The sequence below is a fragment of the Neisseria sp. N95_16 genome, assembly GCF_002551535.2.
GTDB classification, from domain to species: Bacteria; Pseudomonadota; Gammaproteobacteria; order Burkholderiales; family Neisseriaceae; genus Neisseria; species Neisseria brasiliensis.
The window spans coordinates 1-16,028 of sequence record NZ_PDBT02000029.1 but is presented as its reverse complement, the minus strand read 5'-3'; the positions used below and the strand labels follow the sequence as shown (position 1 = coordinate 16,028).

Sequence of the window (16,028 nt, the reverse complement as noted above, 5' to 3'; positions counted from 1 at the left end):
CATAAACAATACAGCTTATTTATTTTTGTCGGCCTTGGCTTCTTTTTTCAAAGAAGCGTACAGCTCTGGATCGCGGTTTTTCAGCAAAGAAGCAACGGCCAGATCATCGCGGTTGACTTTTGACAAGTCCACACGTTCGATATGCACCAGTCGCAACAGCTCACGTACCGGCTTAGGCATGTTGCGGCCGGACTCGTAACGTGAACCACCGGACTGGGTCACACCGATGCGGCTCCAAAAGTCCATTTGATTTAAACCGAGTTTTTTGCGGATGTCGCGGATATTGTCAATTTTCTCAAACGACTTCATGAGATTTCCTTCTTAATGTCTGATATTGTCATCTAAACGGACGGTAAAAATTTTACTGGTCAAGCCTCGAGAACGGCCTGTTGAAAAGTAAAGCATCCACTCTATACCGTTTTCCCTAATTATACAGATATATCCGACACATCATTCAAGAGAAATGTGATGATTTTGGCCGGCAACCGGAATAAATCCCGGTTGCCGGCCAATTATTGATACTTTCTTAAAGAAAATCAATTACTTAAAATACTTAAAATGATAAACACCGCTCTTCTTGTCTATTTTTTACAAAAAACCTACTTTTGTTTACGGTTTACCGCTTGCCGGGCTGATGGTCAGAATCTCATAACCGGTTTCGGTCACCAAAACTTCGTGCTCCCATTGGGCTGACAAAGAGCGGTCTTTCGTAACCACTGTCCAACCGTCGGGAAGTATACGCAAATGACGTTTGCCTTGGTTAATCATTGGCTCAACGGTAAAAATCATGCCCGGTTCGAGCACCAAGCCTTGGCCTTTTTGGCCGTAGTGTAACACTTGCGGCGCTTCGTGGAAGCCGCGACCGATGCCGTGGCCACAGAATTCCTGCACCACCGAATAGCCGGCATTTTCGGCAACCTGCTGACAAGCATAGCCGACATCGCCCAAAGTCGCACCCGGTTTGACTGCTTCAATACCGGCCATCATCGATTCGTGAGTCACGTCAATCAGACGTTGGGCAAACGGTTTCACTTCGCCAACGGTAAACATACGGCTGGAGTCGCCATGAAAACCGTCTTTTTTAATGGTTAAGTCGATATTCAAAATATCGCCTTCTTTCAAAGGCTTATCATCAGGAATACCATGGCAGATAACGTGATTGACAGACGTGCAGCATGATTTCGGATACGGTGGATTGCCGTAATTCAAAGGCGCCGGATAGCCGCCTTGTACATTGACATGGTAGTCATACACCAGCTTGTCGATTTCATTGGTGGTGATGCCCGGTTTCACAAACGGGGTAATATAATCGAGCGCTTCGGCGACCAAGCGGCCGAGTTCACGCATTTTCTCGATTTCTTCGGGGGTTTTAATTGATACTTCATCCATCATGTTGATACATTCCTTCATGTTTTCAGACGGCCTAGTCATGGGAACTGATGAATGATTCCCTAGGCCGTCTGAAAGGTTTAAAACTGTGGCCTACCGCCCGCGCATCAGAATAAATTATCGATGACATCTTTGTGCTGCGGTTTCGGTTGCGGTGCCGGCTTTGCTTCGCTGCGCGGTTGGGTAGGCGTAGCTGGTTCAGCCGGACTTGGCGGAGTCGGGGTCACCGCCGGGCTTGGGAAAGATGGTGCCGGCTGAGTCTGCGGTGTTTCTATCGGGCGTATACGGTTGCCGTCACTGCGCGGACGGGCGCGGCGTGGCACTTCTTGCGTTGCAAGCGGTTCAGTGCGGCTGTGAGACGGTTCAGAATTGATAAACGGATTGTCTGCGGCCTGCCGGTCGCGATCGGCTTTATTTTGTCCGCCTGTGGGGGTACGCGCCGTATTGACGGCATCCGGATTCAAGATAACGGTTTCTTGGCTGCTGCCATCGGGTTTCCATACTTCAACGCGATTGGCTTCGCGCTGCTGTTTTTGTACCTGCTCTTCCTGACGGCGCTCTTCGTCACGCGGTTTAAACGTACCGACGACGCCGATAATCAATGCAATAATGGCCAAAACACAGACAGCTAAGATAGTCGTAATCAAGTGTTTCGGTCTGAGTTGGAATTTCTGTTTTGCCATGAATAGAAACTGTCCGTTGGTGTGGCGAATCAAAGATTCGGTAAAGCCGTCTGAAGGGTTTCAGACGGCATTCTTATCATTATGGGGTATAGTTTTGATACAGGGTCACGACTTTCTGTACACCTAGTGTGGTACTGACTTTTTGGGTAACCAAAGCCTGCTCTTCAGGCGTGAGAATGCCCATCACATAAGTCACGTTGTCATACGTCACGATTTTAGTGCGCGCTTGGGTGGCCGGTTTCACGCCCAACAAAGTGGCGCGCACTTTGGAAGTGCCCCAAGTATCGGCGCTGACGTTACCGAAAGTACGGGTTGGCGTGGCTACGGTGATGTAGTTGTAAATGCCTTCCGCAGCCTGCTCGGAACGGGCGATTTGTTCGACAAAACGTTTTTCGCCTTCGGTCGCCACTTGACCCAGCAGCAATAAACGACGGTTGTAGCTAACCACATTGATTTTGGGCTGGTAATCAGCAGTTTGATTGTTTTGGCGTAGATAAGACAATGCGGTTTGCTCGACACGCAAGGCCATCACATTATCGTCGGTTTGCGCACCGGTGGTGCGGCGGTCAACCGCAGATTTGGTGCCCACAGCCGCGCCGCCGACCACAGCGCTGACGCAGCCGCTCAAAGTTGCTGCCAACAAAGCTGCCGTCAGCAAGGTTTGGAATGGTTTGTTCATAAACGTCCTTTCGGATGATGTCAAACAGGTTTCAGACGGCCTTGATTGAATAAGGCCGTCTGAACAGAAATCACATGCCTTCGAGCAGCATGGTATCGATGCAGTCACACATCGCGTGAATCAGCAGGATATGGTTTTCCTGAATGCGGGCAGTACGCGGGTGCGGCACGTTGAGCAACACATCGCTGTCTTTCAGCATGGCCGCCATTTTGCCGCCGTCACGGCCGGTCATGGCGATGACGTGCATATCACGCTCGTGCGCCGCTTTCATTGCTTCGATGACGTTGCCGGAATTGCCCGAGGTGGAAATGCCAATCAACACATCACCGGCACGACCTAAAGCGCGCACCTGCTTGCTGAAAATATGCTCGAAACCATAATCGTTGCCGATGGCGGTGAGCGCAGATGTATCGGTGGTGAGCGCCACTGCGGCCAATTCCATGCGTTCTTTTTCAAAACGGCCGGTCATCTCGGCAGCAAAGTGTTGCGCATCGGCAGCTGAACCGCCGTTGCCGCACACCAAAATTTTGCCGTCGTTCATCAAGCATTGCAGCAGCAATTGCGCGGCTTCTGCGGTCGGCTCAACCAACACTTGCGCCGCCTGCTGCTTGGCTTCGATACTTTCGCTAAAATGCGCCGCCACGCGCTCTTGTAATGTCGTCATCTAATCAATCAACCTGTGATGTTTTGCACCCATTCGGGCGGTTGGCTTCCCTGAATCAGCACCGCATCCAAGCGGCATGGCGCGTGATTCAGGCCGTGTTGTTGCAAATAATACTCTACACTTCGTTGCAATTTCAATAATTTGGACGAAGAAATACTGTATGCCGCCCCGCCGAATTGCTGGTTTTTGCGGTATTTTACTTCAACAAACAGAATCATGTTACCGTTTTTGACAATCAGGTCGATTTCCCCATACGGACAATGCCAGTTGCGTGCCACTAATCGGCAGCCCTGCTGCTGCAAAAACACCAGCGCCGCATCTTCGCCTGCCGCGCCCTGTTTGTGGTTTAAACGCATATCTTGTTCCCCTTAATATATAATGAGCGCACTTTCTTTCAGACGGCCTCAATGCCGTAAAACATCATGATTCAAAAACACCATCAAAAAGCCTGCGACAGCCTGAGCGCGCAAACATTATACGTGGTCGCCACCCCCATCGGCAATTTGGCCGACATCACCCTGCGCGCCTTGGCCGTGTTGAAAACCGCCGACATCATCTGCGCCGAAGACACGCGCGTGACCGCCCAATTATTGAGCGCTTACGGCATACAGGGCAAACTCGTCAGCGTGCGTGAACACAACGAGCAGCACATGGCCGACAAAATCATCCAATACCTTTCAGACGGCCTGATGGTGGCGCAAGTCTCCGACGCCGGCACCCCTGCCGTGTGTGACCCGGGTGCGAAACTGGCCGAACGCGTGCGCCAAGCCGGCTATAAAGTGATGCCGGTGGTCGGTGCCAGCGCGGTGATGGGCGCACTCAGCGTCGCCGGCGTGAGCGAGCCGAATTTCTATTTCAACGGCTTTTTGCCGCCGAAATCGGGCGAACGGCAGAAACTGTTCGCCAAATGGGCTGAAGCCGATTATCCGATTGTGATGTTTGAAACACCGCACCGCATCGAAGCCACGCTGGACGACATGGCCGCCCTGTTTCCCGAACGCCAATTGGTGTTGGCACGCGAAATCACCAAAACTTTTGAAACCTTCCTCAGCGGCACGGTCAGCGAGATTCAGACGGCCTTACAAGCAGACAGCAACCAAACCCGCGGCGAGATGGTGTTGATTCTGCATCCTGCCGTGAAAGAAAAAAGCAGCGATTTGCCCGAACATGCACAAAACGTAATGAAAGTGTTGGCTGCTGAGCTACCGACCAAACAAGCTGCCGATTTGGCGGCGAAGATTACCGGCGAGAGCAAAAAGGCATTGTATGATTTGGCGTTGACGTGGAAAAATCAGGGTTAAACCCACCAATCTTAAAAAAGGCCGTCTGAAAACAAATGTTTCAGACGGCCTTGATCATTTAATCAGCTTAACTCAACTGAATTATTTTTTCTCGCCCAATTGCGGCAATACCGAGCCTTCGCCCAATTGCAGCAAACCGCTTTGCGAGTAGATGCCCAGTTTGGCGCGGGTATCGACGATGTCGAGATTGCGCATGGTCAACTGGCCGATGCGGTCGAGCGGGGTGAACGCAGCGTCTTCCACTTTTTCCATGCTCAAGCGTTCTGCTTGGTAGGTCAGGTTTGGCGATTCAGTGTTCAGAATTGAGTAGTCGTTGCCGCGGCGCAATTCCAAGGTCACTTCGCCGGTGATGGCTTTGGCTACCCAGCGTTGGGCGGTTTCGCGCAACATCAGGGCTTGGCTGTCGAACCAGCGACCTTGGTACAGCAGGCGGCCCAAACGCAAGCCGTTGATGCGGTATTGCTCGATGGTGTCTTCATTGTGGATACCGGTTACCAAACGCTCGTAGGCGATGTGCAGCAAGGCCATGCCCGGGGCTTCGTAGATGCCGCGTGATTTGGCTTCGATGATGCGGTTTTCGATTTGGTCGCTCATGCCCAAGCCGTGACGGCCGCCGATGCGGTTGGCTTCCAAGAACAATTCCACCGGATCAGCGTATTCTTTGCCGTTCAAAGCAACCGGCACACCCTCTTCAAAGCGCACGCTCACTTCTTCCGCTTTCACTTCGACGCTTTCATCCCAGAACGCCACGCCCATAATCGGTTTGACGATTTTGATGCCGGTGTTCAAGAATTCCAAGTCTTTGGCTTCATGGGTGGCACCCAGCATGTTGGAGTCGGTCGAGTAGGCTTTTTCTACCGACATTTTGTAGTTGAAACCATTGGCGATTAAGAATTCGCTCATCTCATGGCGGCCGCCCAATTCATCGATGAATTGTTGGTCGAGCCAAGGTTTGTAGATACGCAAGGCTGGATTGGTCAGCAAACCATAGCGGTAGAAACGCTCGATGTCGTTGCCTTTGTAGGTCGAACCGTCGCCCCAGATGTTCACATCGTCTTCTTTCATCGCCGACACCAGCATGGTACCGGTCACCGCACGACCCAGCGGCGTGGTGTTGAAATAAGTGATGCCGCCGGTGGAAACGTGGAACGCGCCGCACTGAATCGCGGCGATGCCTTCGTGCGCCAATTGTGCACGGCAGTCGATCAGGCGGGCGGCTTCTGCGCCGTATTCCATCGCTTTTTTCGGAATGGCGTTGTAATCGTCTTCGTCAGGCTGACCCAAGTTGGCGGTGTAAGCATAAGGCAGCGCGCCTTTGAGTTTCATCCACAACAACGCGGCTGAAGTATCCAAGCCGCCGGAAAAGGCGATGCCGACTTTTTGGCCGGTCGGCAGCGACTGCAAAATGGTATGATTTTGGCTCATAAAAAATCCTGTCAGACTAAAAATAAATACGCTTCTCAGGCGCATATCCGTTAAATTGGGTTTATTATCTTATAAATACGGCAGATAATCCAGTTTAGGCCGTCTGAAAAAGCGGATTTTGTGTCCGCACAGCCTCTCTTTCCCTACAACGGCCTGCTCAAAATGAAAGCTTTTATCATGAATCGATTCAACCTCATCATCATCGGCGACGAAATCCTGCACGGCACGCGGGTAGACAAGCATTTTGCTTTTTTCAAATCTTTATTGGAATCGCGCGGCCTGAAGCTCAATCAGGTGCAATATCTGCCCGATGATTTCGATTTATTGGTCACTCAGTTGCAGCGCAGTTTTTCAGACGGCCTGCCAACTTTTGTGACCGGCGGCATCGGTGCCACGCCGGATGACTACACGCGTCAGGCCGCAGCGGCGGCATTGGGCGTGCCGGTGGTGCGCCATCCTGAAGCGGCGGCCAATATCGACGGCGTCACCTTAGGCCGCGGCGAGTCGCTCGATTCAGCGGAACACGCCAACCGTTTGCGCATGGCGGATTTTCCTGAAGGCGCAGAGATTGTGCCCAATTCGTTCAACAACATCGCCGCCTTTTCCATCCGCGAGCATTATTTCTTCCCCGGCTTTCCGGTGATGGCGCACCCGATGGCGGAATGGGTATTGGACACGTATTACGCCGAACGTTTCAATCAGGTAGAAAGCGATTTTCGCAGCGTGTATGTGTTCGGCCAGCCCGAATCACGCCTGACACCGTTGATGGAATACATCGAGCACACCTACCCCGGCGTGCGCTCATACAGCTTGCCGACGGTGGCGCGCACCGACGACAACGGCCAGCGTGTGCATTCACATATTGATTTCGGCATTAAGGCGGAAGGCGTGGCTTGTGCGCTGCTGGATACGGCTTGGGCGGATGTGTTGCAGCACTTGCGTGACTTGGGGGCGGAATTGAAAGATACGGTTTGAACAATAAAGGCCGTCTGAAATCAAACGTTTCAGACGGCCTTTTGAATGAAATTAAAAACTGAGTTACAAATCCGGCTCACTCACCCACAACGCGGCCAGCGTTGCCAGCGATGCGAAGCCGATGCCCATAATGACGTTTAAAAAGAAGACTGACATGATAACCTCCGTATGTTGGGTATAGTCGTTTCAAATAGAAATGTGAAACGACTAGAAAACGGCGTTTGCGATTTTTTACCTTACCGCTTGACGCCTTGTTATATGCCGTCTGAACTGCACGACAATGGTTTGTGTGATCGGGTGCAACGTTGTGCGCGCTACCCTTTTGATGACAGAATAGCAAGTTTTGTCACGCAAGGCTTGGGCTTTTACCTGCTTTTCCAATGAGAAAAAAGCAATAATTATCAAAAACTAATGCAATAGACTATCAATACCGGGATTTTTATAGTTTTCGTTTTATTAACCTACTGAATTATCAAGATTTCAAGCATTTCAATGACTTTCCATACAACCCCCACACACACTTTCCGCCATACGCTTATCCTGATTGTCTGTGTCGCATTATTGGTCATCGCAGGCATCATCGCTGCCCATGTGATTACCGGCCATCGTTTCGCTTTTGAAGAACCGCTCATGATGTGGATTCACACCCACACCGGCAAATGGTTTACCCCGATTGCCGGCGTGATGCACTATGTTGGCAAAACTTCGCTGGCGGTACCGGTGATTGCCTTGCTGGTGGTGTGGCTGCTCTTCACCGGCCGGCGCAATTACGGCTTGTTTATCGGCTTGAGCACCCTGCTGCCGACGCTGATTATGCTGGCGGTCAAATTCTCTATTTCGCGCCCGCGTCCTGAATTTTGGCCGCGCATCATCGCCGAGACCAACAGCTCGTTCCCCAGCGGCCACAGCACTTTTTCCGCTGCTTTGGCAACCATCACTTTTTTGCTGTGCATGCGTTCGCGCCATCGCGGCATTATTTTGCTGGCAGGCATTTGCTTTGCGCTGTTGATGGGCTATTCGCGCATGTATCTGGGCGTACATTACCCAACTGACGTATGGGTCGGCTGGACCAACGGCGTGGTCACCACGCTGGCGCTGTATTATTTCTTTTTCCGAAAACGTTTTGCCCAATGACGCATTTTCCGCCCCTGAATACACCGTTTTGGCTGCGCAACGGCAACGCCGAAACCATTTTCGCCAAAACCCTGCAAGGTAAACCGCCGCTTTACCGTCGCGAACTGCTGCCCGACAGCACCGGCCAAACGCAGGTTGCCTATGATTTTGTCGATGCCGCCGATCCCGACGCGCCTTTGCTGGTGTTGTTTCACGGCCTGGAAGGCAGCAGCCACAGCCATTATTCGGTAGAATTGATGAAAGCCGTGCAGGCGTGTGGTTGGCATGGCGTGGTGGCGCATTTTCGCGGTTGCGGCGGTATCGACAACACCGCGCCGGTGTTTTACCACTCGGGTGACTCGGCGGAAATCGGTTTTGTATTGAACACTTTGGCGCAACGTTATACCAAAATTTACGCCGTCGGCGTCTCGCTGGGCGGCAATGCGCTAGTCAAATATTTGGGCGAGCAAGGCCGCGATGCGCTGTCCAAAGCCGCGGCTGCTGTATCCGCTCCTTTAGACTTGGTCGCTGCCGGTACGCGCTTTGACAAAGGCGTCACCCGCCTGCTCTACACACGCTATTTTCTCCATTCGCTGATTCCCAAAGCCGAAGCGTTTACACGTTTTCAGACAGCCTCTCCGTTAAAAAACTGCAAAACGCTGGGCGATTTCGACGATTTGTTCACCGCACCGCTGCACGGTTTCACCGACCGCATCGATTATTACAGCCAAAGCTCGTGCAAGCCTTATCTCAAATCGGTGCGCACGCCGCTGCTGATGCTCAATGCCGTTAACGACCCGTTCCTGCCGCCGGAAGTCTTACCTACCGCTGCCGATGTGTCCGACAGCGTGACCCTGCTGCAACCACCCCACGGCGGTCATGTCGGTTTTGTGAGTCAAGATGAAGGCCGTCTGAATATCCAATGGCTGCCACGCACTTTGCTGCAATATTTTTTACAATTTGAAGGGGAATCAAAGAGCGAGACCTTTGCAAAACCCCAGATTTGAGTACAGTTTGAAGTTATAGCAGCGCAGAAAGCGCAGACATATCACTTAGATAGGCAAGCTTTCGAGCAGCGCATAACGAAGAAATGTGCAAAAGATGGGGATTTTGCAAAGGTCTCACGCCGTCTGAACGGCCTTACCCCATTCCCACCGCTTCATGCTATCATCTCGCTTCATTGACTTTTCCACACCACTCCACCCATGACCGCCACCGACGTCATTCACATTATCGGCACGATTGCCTTTGCCCTTTCCGGCTATCTGGTGGGTGCGCGCAAACGGCTGGACATGCTCGGCGTGTGGATTTGCGCGCTACTCACCGCCATCGGTGGCGGCCTGATTCGCGATGCTTTGGTCGGGCGCATGCCACTGGTATTTACCGAATACGGCGCTTTGACGATTACCGCGCTAACCGTGCTGGCGGCGTGGCTGTTTAAAGTGCAAAACAACCAAGGCCGCGTATTAGCCGAAGCCTTCGTCTGGGCAGACTCGCTCGGGCTGGTGGCTTTCACCATCACCGGCGCACAAGTTGGGCTGATGTATGATTTAAACGTGTTTGGCGTGGTCATGCTCGGTTTCATTACCGCCGTCGGCGGCGGCATAGTGCGCGATGTGCTGGTGAACGACATTCCAATGATTATGCGGCAGGATTTCTACGGCACCGTCGCCGTAATCGTCGCGCTGGCCGTGTTCCTACTCGACCGCTGGAACTGGGTCAACCCGCTGACGCTCAATATCCTGCTGATTGGCGGCTATGTGCTGCGGATGTGGGCATATAAAACCCGCCTGACACTGCCGAAACTGTAAGGCCGTCTGAAACCTTGTCCCGATAAAACCCCAACCGATTTCCCAAACTTTTCCGAAAGCCGACCATGACCGACATTCTGAATAAAATTCTGGCCACCAAAGCCGAAGAAGTCGCCGCACAAAAAGCCGCCGTTTCTTTAGAAGAGATGAAAACCAAAGCCCGTGCCGCCGAGCCGGTGCGCGGTTTTGCCGATGCGCTGCATGCCAAACACGCGCAAAACCTGTCGGGCATTATTGCCGAAGTGAAAAAAGCCAGTCCGAGCAAAGGCTTGATCCGCGCCGATTTCAACCCCGTCGACATCGCCAAAGCTTACGAAGCGGCCGGTGCGGCGTGTTTGTCGGTGTTGACCGACGAGCCATATTTCCAAGGTTCGCCCGAATATTTGAAACAGGCACGCGCGGCGGTAAGTTTGCCGGTGTTGCGCAAAGACTTCATCATCGACGAATATCAAATCTACCAAGCCCGCGCATGGGGCACCGATGCCATTTTGCTGATTGCCGCCGCTTTGGAAGCGGAACAATTAGAACATTTCGAACAAGTGGCGCATGACTTGGGCATGTCGGTATTGCTCGAATTACACGACGCATCCGAACTGGAAAAATGCCGCAACATGACCACCCCACTGTGGGGCGTGAACAACCGCAACCTGCGCACCTTCCACGTTGATTTGCAGCAAACGCTGGATTTATTGCCTGATTTAAACGGCAAAACCGTCATCACCGAAAGCGGCATCCGCGACAAAAACGACGTCGATTTCATGCGCAGCCACGGCGTGCACACGTTCCTCATCGGCGAAACCTTTATGCGTGCCGATGATATTGAAGCGGAAGTGAAGAAATTGTTTTAATCATGAACACAGGCCGTCTGAAAAGTTTCAGACGGCCTGTATTGCACTTATCTAAAGGACAAAAAATGTTTATCTTACAAGTCGATTTCCCCTATCAAGGCCCATGGGGCGAAGAGATGGCTGCTGAAATGAAAACGCTGGCCGAATCCATCGCCCAAGAGCCGGGTTTGATTTGGAAATTTTGGACGGAAAACCAAGCGGCGCAAGAAGCCGGCGGCATTTATTATTTTGCTACCGAGCAAGATGCACAAAATTATCTGACCATGCACACCGCACGTTTGAAAAGCTTCGGTGTGCCGCATGTGAACGGTAAAATTTTTGCAATCAACACAGATTTATCGAAAATCGACAATGCGCCTTTGTAAATAAACATGCCGTCTGAAAAGTTTCAAACGGCATGTTTCTACCGGCAAACAAGCAATCTTTAAAACCACAGAAACCTATCTCCCTTCCTGCCCAGCAGGAAGGAGTTAGGGGAAAGGTGGTTTTATGGGTTTGGGATTATTTTACATTTTCTGAACACACAAAGAGGCACCCTCTCCCTAGCCCTCTCCCGCCAGACGGGAGAGGGAACAGATTGCAGTAATATCAAAAAAATGCCGTCTGAAAGCAAACACTTTCAGCCGGCATTTTCATATTGAAACCCCTAACTTTCCGAACGCTTAAAATGCCGCGGGCGGAAACCAAGCAGCCCCAAGGTCAGGAAATACAGGCCGCCGCCAATCGCCAGCAACACACACAATTGCAGCACTTTTTGCAGGCCGCCGACATCGACCCAAGCAAACGGCAAATAGGTTTGCGCCGCCCACAAGCCGCCGCCCATTACCGCCAGCGCCAGCAGCATTTTGCCGAGAAACGCGCCCCAGCCCGCGCCGGGTTGGTAAATGCCGTGTTTGCGCAGCAGGTAAAACAGCAAACCGGCGTTCAGACACGCACCCAAGCCGATGGCGAGCGCAAGGCCGGTGTGTTTGAGCGGGCCGACAAAAGCCAAGTTCATCAACTGCGTACACACCAGCGTGAAAATGGCGATTTTTACCGGCGTTTTAATGTTTTGGCGCGCGTAGAAACCGGGCGCCAGCACTTTAATCATAATCAAGCCAATCAGGCCGAAGGAATAGGCAATCAGCGCATGTTGCGTCATTTGCGCGTCAAACAGGGTAAATTCGCGGTACATAAACAGCGTCGCCACCAATGGGAACGACAACACCGCCAAGCCCACCGCCGCCGGCAAAGTCAGCAGCATACATAATCTCAAACCCCAATCGAGCAGACCGGAAAAGGCTTGGCTGTCTTGGCTGGCAGCGTGTTTGGATAAAGTCGGCAACAAAATCGTGCCCAAAGCCGCACCGAGTACGCCGGTGGGCAATTCCATCAGTCGGTCAGCGTAATACATCCACGACACGCTGCCCGATTGCAAAAAAGATGCAAAAATGGTGTTAATCACTAAAGAAATCTGCGCCACGCTTACACCGAGAATCGCCGGCGCCATTTGTTTCATCACGCGGGTCACGGCAGGGTCGGTAAAACTGAGTTTCGGCAGCTTCAAAAAGCCGAGTTTAGCCAACCACGGCAATTGGAACGCCAACTGCAAAATACCGCCGACAAATACCGCCCACGCCAAAGCCATCACCGGCGGGTCGAAATACGGGGCAAAAAACAGCGCGAACACGATAAAGGAAATGTTCAGCAAAGTCGGCGTAAAGGCCGGAATGCTGAATTTGTGGTAAGAATTGAGAATCGAGCCGACAAAAGACGACAACGAAATCAATAAGATATACGGAAAAGTAATCCGCAGCAAATCAATCGAGAGCTGGAATTTATCCGGATTTTTGGCAAAACCGGGCGCAGAAACGTAAATCACCCACGGCGCGGCCAAAATGCCGATGGCAGTCACAATCACCAACACAAAGCTCAACATACCGGCCACATGGCGCACAAATTCACGTGTGGCTTCTTCCGATTTGGTTTGCTTGTATTCGGCCAAAATCGGCACGAATGCCTGCGCAAACGCACCCTCGGCAAACACCCGTCGCAACAGGTTGGGCAGCTTGAACGCGACAAAAAACGCATCTGTCGCCACGCCTGCGCCAAACGCGCGGGCAATAATTGTGTCGCGTACAAAGCCGAGAATGCGCGACACCATGGTCAGGCCGCCGACTTTGGCCAAAGCACCTAATAAATTCATAATCGTTTCATCAGTTTGAAAATTAAGATAAAATGCCGTCTGAAACAGCATTCGACCGTCACGTTCAGGAATCGTTTCCGCGAAGCTGAAATGTTCAGACGGCCTTGAGAAAAACTGTTTATTGTACGACAGCGCAGACAGTTTGGGTGATGTTTTCCGACCAATGGTCAGGCCGTCTGAACGATTTCGCTATTGTTTCTTGCCATGAAACCGTCTTTTTCACACCAAACCATTCATGCGCCGCCAAAAATGCTTTAAAATCACGCCTGTTTTTAGAGAAAGTAACATCATGAACCTGAAAAAAATTACCCTCACCACATTCACGGCTCTGGCCTTGGCAGCTTGCGGCGGCCAAGCCGAAACCAGCGTACCTGCTGAAGGCACTGCGCAAAACACCGCTTCCGCACCGGCACCGGTTGCCCCTGTCGGCTTGGTAGAAGGCCAAAGCTACACCGTATTGGCCAATCCGATTCCGCAATTACAAGCCGGCAAAGTCGAAGTGGTCGAATTTTTCGGCTATTTCTGCCCACATTGCGCCCACTTGGAACCAGTCTTGAGCGAACACGCCAAATCATTCCAAGAAGATACCTACCTGCGTAAAGAACACGTGGTTTGGGGTCCTGAAGTAAAACCTTTGGCGCGCTTGGCCGCTGCCGTGCAAATCGCCGGTGAAAAAGCCGCCGATATGCCGATTTTCAACGCCATCGTCAACGACAAAATCAACTTGGCCGATGTGAATGTGTTGAAAACCTGGCTGCCGGAACAAACCACGTTCGACGGCAAAAAAGTCTTGGCCGCATTCGAATCGCCTGAAAGCCAAGCCCGCGCTGATAAAATGGAAGAGCTGACCAACACCTTCCAAATCAGCAGCACGCCGGTGGTGATTGTCGGCGGCAAATACCAAGTGAAGTTTCAAGATTGGCAATCGGGTATGAATACCGTTGATTTGCTGGTGGACAAAGTCCGCGAAGAACAAAAAGCCGCGCCTGCGCAATAAGGTTTTTGATGATAAAAAGCCGTCTGAAAGCAACTACTTTCAGACGGCCTTTTTAACACTTCTGCAACCCATCCCCTCTCCCGTCTGGCGGGAGAGGGCTAGGGAGAGGGGGCTCTATGGGTTCAGCAAATGGAAAATAAGCCCAAGCCCATGAATCCACCCTTCTCCTAACACCTTTCCCAACAAGCAGAAAGGGAGGCAGGTTGCCGTGATGCCAAAAATTTCTGGTTTATCCACCTAAAAAGCCGTCTGAAAAAATCACACTTTCAGACGGCCTCATTTTATCTTCACACACGCACGTTCCGCTTGTTCACCCAACCCCGAATCCACACAAAAAAGATCGGCACAAACAGCAAACCCAATACCGTTGAAAACACCGTGCCGCCCAATACCGCCGTGCCGATGGCCACACGGCTGCCGGCACCGGCGCCGGTGCCGAGCGCGAGCGGAATCACGCCGAAGCCGAAGGCGAGCGAGGTCATCAGAATCGGGCGCAAGCGCAGGCGGGCGGCCTCGGTGGCGGCCTGCCAAATGCTTTTGCCTTGTTCTTGCAGTTGCACCGCAAATTCAACAATCAGAATGGCGTTTTTCGCGGCCAAGCCGATGGTGGTCAGCAGACCGACTTGGAAAAACACATCGTTCGCCAAACCGCGTGCTGAAGTAAACAACAATGCGCCCAACACACCCAACACCGCCGAGAGCATCACAGCAAACGGCACGCTCCAGCTTTCGTATAGTGCCGCCAAGCATAAAAACACAAACAACACCGACAAGGCATACAGCAGCGGCGCGAGCGCACCGGCGCGTTTTTCCTGCAACGATGCGCCCGTCCATTCAATGTTGTAGCCGTGCGGCAATTGTTTGATGACTTCTTCCACCGCCGCCATGGCATCGCCCGAACTCACGCCCTCGCCTGCCGATGCCTGCATTTCCATCGCCAAGCTGCCGCTGAAACGGATAAGCTGAGGCGGCGCGACATTCCAACGCACGCTACTGAAGGCGGAGAGCGGAATCATTTCGCCGTTTTGGTTGCGCACTTTCCATTCGCCGATATTTTGCGGCTGCATACGGAACGGCGCATCGGCTTGCAAATACACGCGTTTGACACGGCCGTTGTGGATAAAGTCGTTGACGTATGTGCCACCCAAAGCGTTGGTTAACACGGCATTGATGTCGTTCAGATTAATGCTGTAGGCTAAGGCTTTGCGGTCGTCCACATCGACCACCACCTGACTGCGTGGGTCTTGGTTGTTGACGCGCACGCTGCGCAAGCGGGCATCTTGTGCGGCCAGCGCGGTGAATTGCTCGGCGGCGGCCACCAGTTTGTCGTAGCCTTGGCCGTTGCTGTCTTTAATCACAAAATTCAAGCCACCCGCCGAACCCAAGCCGCGCACCACCGGCGGCAGGTTGACGAAAATTTTGGCGTTTTTGCGCTGGCGGAACAGGCGTGAGGCGCGTTGCTCCAATGCTCGCGCGCTTTGCTCGGCGCTGCGCTCTTCCCACGGTTTCAGGCGCACGGTGAGCAAACCGAAACCCTGATTACCGCGTATGCCGGTAAGTGCCATCACGTTGGCGACTTCGGGCTGCTGTTGGAAAAAGGCTTCCAAATCGTCCAAGGTTTCGCGCAAACGCGCATCGGTCGAGCCCGACGGCATGGTCACGCTGACTTGCAGATAACCTTGGTCTTCTTCCGGCAAAAATGATGTCGGCAAAAAGTGGAACAAAGCGGCGCAAGCGGCGATGATGGCGAGAAAGCCGGCAAACATCCACTTGCCGCGTTTGAAAGTACCGCCCACCCAGCCGGCGTAGCGTTGCGATAAGCGCTCAAAACTGCGGTTGAACCAAGCAAAAGGCCCTTACATTCGCATTTCAAGTGCAACGCTCAAATGCCATTGGCAAGGGCTGCTGAAAACAGATCACCCGGTGTCTCATAGTCCAATGTCTTTCTCGGTCGGCGG

The 16,028-nt window shown here is 52.4% G+C and carries 16 protein-coding genes and 1 pseudogene; 8 read left to right on the top strand and 9 right to left on the bottom strand.

Annotated features, from left to right (window positions below):
• Window positions 1–15: 15 nt before the first annotated feature.
• The 6 genes from CRG49_RS06355 to CRG49_RS06330 all read right to left on the bottom strand — a co-directional run bounded on the left by CRG49_RS06355 (window position 16) and on the right by CRG49_RS06330 (window position 3,771).
• Window positions 16–309 (bottom strand): DNA-binding transcriptional regulator, encoded by a 294-nt coding sequence (locus CRG49_RS06355; protein ID WP_095501722.1) that lies wholly within the window; start codon window positions 307–309, stop codon window positions 16–18.
• 300 nt (window positions 310–609) lie between these two features.
• A complete protein-coding gene (gene map / locus CRG49_RS06350) occupies window positions 610–1,431 on the bottom strand; it encodes a type I methionyl aminopeptidase (RefSeq protein WP_095501723.1) in 822 nt (273 codons plus the stop codon).
• A 65-nt stretch (window positions 1,432–1,496) separates the two neighbouring features.
• Window positions 1,497–2,072, bottom strand: coding sequence for a hypothetical protein (locus CRG49_RS13140; RefSeq protein ID WP_095501724.1), 576 nt, complete (start codon window positions 2,070–2,072; stop codon window positions 1,497–1,499).
• Window positions 2,073–2,151: 79 nt separating this feature from the next.
• Entirely contained in the window at window positions 2,152–2,751 is a 600-nt protein-coding gene (locus CRG49_RS06340) for a BON domain-containing protein (RefSeq protein WP_095501725.1), read from the bottom strand.
• 70 nt (window positions 2,752–2,821) lie between these two features.
• Window positions 2,822–3,415 (bottom strand): phosphoheptose isomerase, encoded by a 594-nt coding sequence (locus CRG49_RS06335; RefSeq protein ID WP_095501726.1) that lies wholly within the window; start codon window positions 3,413–3,415, stop codon window positions 2,822–2,824.
• 8 nt (window positions 3,416–3,423) lie between these two features.
• Window positions 3,424–3,771, bottom strand: coding sequence for a YraN family protein (locus tag CRG49_RS06330; protein WP_095501727.1), 348 nt, complete (start codon window positions 3,769–3,771; stop codon window positions 3,424–3,426).
• 66 nt (window positions 3,772–3,837) lie between these two features.
• Between CRG49_RS06330 and rsmI the strand changes: the two genes are divergently transcribed.
• Entirely contained in the window at window positions 3,838–4,716 is an 879-nt protein-coding gene (rsmI, locus tag CRG49_RS06325) for a 16S rRNA (cytidine(1402)-2'-O)-methyltransferase (protein WP_095501728.1), read from the top strand.
• 81 nt (window positions 4,717–4,797) lie between these two features.
• On the opposite strand, the gene argG is transcribed toward rsmI, so the two are convergent.
• On the bottom strand, window positions 4,798–6,141 hold the full coding sequence (gene argG / locus CRG49_RS06320; RefSeq protein WP_095501729.1) for an argininosuccinate synthase: 1,344 nt from the start codon (window positions 6,139–6,141) through the stop codon (window positions 4,798–4,800).
• 177 nt (window positions 6,142–6,318) lie between these two features.
• Between argG and CRG49_RS06315 the strand changes: the two genes are divergently transcribed.
• From CRG49_RS06315 to CRG49_RS06290, 6 genes are all read left to right on the top strand, one after another.
• A complete protein-coding gene (locus CRG49_RS06315) occupies window positions 6,319–7,116 on the top strand; it encodes a molybdopterin-binding protein (protein WP_095501736.1) in 798 nt (265 codons plus the stop codon).
• A gap of 492 nt (window positions 7,117–7,608) precedes the next feature.
• Window positions 7,609–8,250 carry a phosphatase PAP2 family protein gene (locus CRG49_RS06310; protein WP_095501730.1) on the top strand — a complete coding sequence of 214 codons (642 nt, stop codon included), beginning with the start codon at window positions 7,609–7,611 and terminating at the stop codon, window positions 8,248–8,250.
• Window positions 8,247–9,236, top strand: a complete 990-nt coding sequence (locus CRG49_RS06305) for a YheT family hydrolase (RefSeq protein WP_095501731.1) — start codon at window positions 8,247–8,249, stop codon at window positions 9,234–9,236. The genes CRG49_RS06310 and CRG49_RS06305 overlap by 4 nt, the downstream gene beginning before the upstream one ends.
• Window positions 9,237–9,434: 198 nt before the next feature.
• Window positions 9,435–10,040, top strand: coding sequence for a trimeric intracellular cation channel family protein (locus tag CRG49_RS06300; protein WP_095501732.1), 606 nt, complete (start codon window positions 9,435–9,437; stop codon window positions 10,038–10,040).
• Between the two features lie 65 nt (window positions 10,041–10,105).
• Window positions 10,106–10,888, top strand: a complete 783-nt coding sequence (gene trpC / locus CRG49_RS06295) for an indole-3-glycerol phosphate synthase TrpC (protein WP_095501733.1) — start codon at window positions 10,106–10,108, stop codon at window positions 10,886–10,888.
• Window positions 10,889–10,953: 65 nt separating this feature from the next.
• Window positions 10,954–11,253: a monooxygenase gene (locus CRG49_RS06290; protein WP_095501734.1), complete on the top strand. Its 300-nt coding sequence runs from the start codon at window positions 10,954–10,956 to the stop codon at window positions 11,251–11,253.
• 281 nt (window positions 11,254–11,534) lie between these two features.
• Here CRG49_RS06290 and murJ read toward each other — a convergent pair whose 3' ends face one another.
• Window positions 11,535–13,073 carry a murein biosynthesis integral membrane protein MurJ gene (gene murJ / locus CRG49_RS06285; RefSeq protein WP_095501737.1) on the bottom strand — a complete coding sequence of 513 codons (1,539 nt, stop codon included), beginning with the start codon at window positions 13,071–13,073 and terminating at the stop codon, window positions 11,535–11,537.
• A 289-nt stretch (window positions 13,074–13,362) separates the two neighbouring features.
• Between murJ and CRG49_RS06280 the strand changes: the two genes are divergently transcribed.
• Window positions 13,363–14,070: a thiol:disulfide interchange protein DsbA/DsbL gene (locus CRG49_RS06280; protein WP_095501735.1), complete on the top strand. Its 708-nt coding sequence runs from the start codon at window positions 13,363–13,365 to the stop codon at window positions 14,068–14,070.
• Window positions 14,071–14,357: 287 nt separating this feature from the next.
• Here the strand turns inward: CRG49_RS06280 and CRG49_RS06275 are convergent.
• Window positions 14,358–15,908: pseudogene (locus tag CRG49_RS06275) on the bottom strand (efflux RND transporter permease subunit); the annotation flags it as partial.
• Window positions 15,909–16,028 lie beyond the last annotated feature (120 nt).